Below are 2,198 nucleotides of genomic sequence, written 5' to 3' on the forward strand. Positions count from 1 at the left end.
ATTTTAAACCATCCTAATCTTCCTTCAGTCTTGTCTTATGGTACTTTGGCTGCTTAAAAACTGTCCGGAGTATTGCTCTAAATAGATTGTGTTGTAGCCGTCGTAGAGTTCGCGCTTGAAATCTTTCACTCTCAAGTCAGCGGCAATCGCTGTTTTCTGGATTTCTTCCTCATTCAAAATGTCGCTTGTAGTTGCCTCTAATTGCTTTTGCCGTGCCTCAAATATCGCAGCCTCTTCCTCGTTCTTTCTCTGCTTCACCGATGCTGCACCCGATGCAAAATAACCCGCACCAAAGCTCATTGCACCAATTACGCCGGATGCAGTACGCAACAGCCCCCAGCCTTGATGCAGCTTCACAAACTTAGCATTCTTGGGATACTGTGAACCCGTTACCACAACAGGCGTACAGGGATTTGTAGCTCCATTGCAGTAGCTAACGTGTTTGTCGAAGTACCCGAACAAGCTAAACCCGCTACATCCGATACCCACAATCACACAGGCGATCGCACTTTTCATCGCATCCACCTCCGCAGCAGTGTGACCAACAAAAGCAGCATCACCGCCACACCAACAATCAGGACAAGCTGCCACACTGGGATGAACCCGAAGCCTACGCTTAAAGGCATATTTGCCAGCAGCCACGCCGCATCCCAAAATGCAGCAACAGTGCCGACAATCACTACCAACCCGCTAATCCGCCTCATGGATAGTAAATAAGGCGTTGGGTTTTTCGGTTTTACTACAAACAGAAACCCGGCTACTAAAATCACTGCGACAAGCATTACAGGAGCACCGACAATCCTCGAAACGTGAGCGATGGATAGCCCAACCGCAAACCAAAATCCTTGACCGCAGAAGCTATTTAGGTTTTTGAGAAACCTCAATTGGTCTGATTCTTCTAATTCGGGGAGTTGTGGTTGTTGTGAAGGTGGAGAGACAGGAGGATTTTGAGGTTTGGGGATGAGAAATGGTGGTAACTGCATGGCTACTTCCCTGAGAAATAATCAAAGGCTTTACCGCCCCATTTTTTTAGCCAACCGCTTGCCTTGTTAGCGTTATTGGTAGCACTATTACTAGCGTTATTGGTAGCGTTATTGCTAGCGTTATTGGTAGCGCTGCTGGCAGGACTCAATTGCGGGCTACTCGATGATGACAAACCGTATTTCCCACGAGTACCGTAAGCAAACAAGTCTTTTATCCTATTTCTCTCTTCGCTTTTTGCCTCGATAGCTGCTTGTCGCTCCGCATAGTTTGCTGCTTCTTTGTCAGGTTTTTGGGATAGCGCCTCTTTTTGGCGGACTAATCTGTTAGCTACGATCTGAAGAGAAATCTGAAGGTCGTATTCCGCTAAATCACCGTAATCGATAACTTCTTGGTCGAGAAGTCTGACGCCAACATCCGAATCTTTGGCTAGCTTTTTGGTATTAGCCTGCCAACCTTTCCACGCCAAGAACACGTCGAGCGTGGCTCGATCGATCTTTTCCATGCCCTTGGCACCGGCTTTGACGCATCGGGCTACAAACTCGTTGTATTTGACAACGCCGTCAATATAATCGCTGACGTGTTTTTCTAGTTTGTCGAGGTTTGCAATCAGGAACTTGATTTCTTCAACCGAATCTACGAATGCCCCCAATTCTTCCTCGGACATCCCCGCAAACGCTGATGGGTCGAAACCGTAGTATCCCTGAAAAGTAGTCAACATTTCAGGTGCGCTGGCTCTCCTGAACTTGTGGTTATAATTTTATCTAATCAGAGAAGCAAGCTAATACGCGATTCCTGAAATTATTAAAATTAGAAAAGCCATATCCTTGGCGCATTATCAACTTAATTCGATTGTTGATTCCCTCCATAACTCCACTTGTTGTGCGATTCATAAAGTAGTTGCAAATACCCTCAAAATGATTTTCAATCGTTGATGCAGATTCTCTAAAAAATACTTGTGCATGATTTAGCCATTCTTTAATTTTTGCCTGCCCTTTTTTGACGGTCAAATTAGTCTCATATATTTCTCTAAATTTTTCTTTCATCTCATACGCAATTCTCAAGCATTCTGATTTACCTAGTGCCATCTCTAATTTATCAATCTGAAGAGGATTCAAATTTATTCGATTACTTAATAATAAATATTTACTTTGCCTATCTGTTATTCCGGCTGCTCTGCGTAATTTATTCAAGTCTTTATTAACTACTTTCATCAC

General features: G+C 44.1%; 4 protein-coding genes. All 4 read right to left on the bottom strand.

Features of this window, described 5'->3' with window-relative positions:
• Positions 1 to 24: 24 nt before the first annotated feature.
• On the bottom strand, positions 25 to 591 hold the full coding sequence (locus tag QUA54_RS34020) for a hypothetical protein (RefSeq protein WP_333419414.1): 567 nt from the start codon (positions 589 to 591) through the stop codon (positions 25 to 27).
• Positions 513 to 983 carry a hypothetical protein gene (locus QUA54_RS34025; protein ID WP_333419415.1) on the bottom strand — a complete coding sequence of 157 codons (471 nt, stop codon included), beginning with the start codon at positions 981 to 983 and terminating at the stop codon, positions 513 to 515. Before QUA54_RS34025 ends, QUA54_RS34020 begins: the two co-directional genes overlap by 79 nt.
• A gap of 2 nt (positions 984 to 985) precedes the next feature.
• Positions 986 to 1,702: a hypothetical protein gene (locus QUA54_RS34030; RefSeq protein WP_333419416.1), complete on the bottom strand. Its 717-nt coding sequence runs from the start codon at positions 1,700 to 1,702 to the stop codon at positions 986 to 988.
• A 43-nt stretch (positions 1,703 to 1,745) separates the two neighbouring features.
• On the bottom strand, positions 1,746 to 2,198 hold a 453-nt coding region (locus QUA54_RS34035), incomplete at its 5' end, for a transposase (protein ID WP_333419418.1).

Origin of the sequence: Microcoleus sp. MOSTC5 (assembly GCF_036701825.1) — a bacterium.
GTDB lineage: Bacteria > Cyanobacteriota > Cyanobacteriia > Cyanobacteriales > Microcoleaceae > Microcoleus > Microcoleus asticus.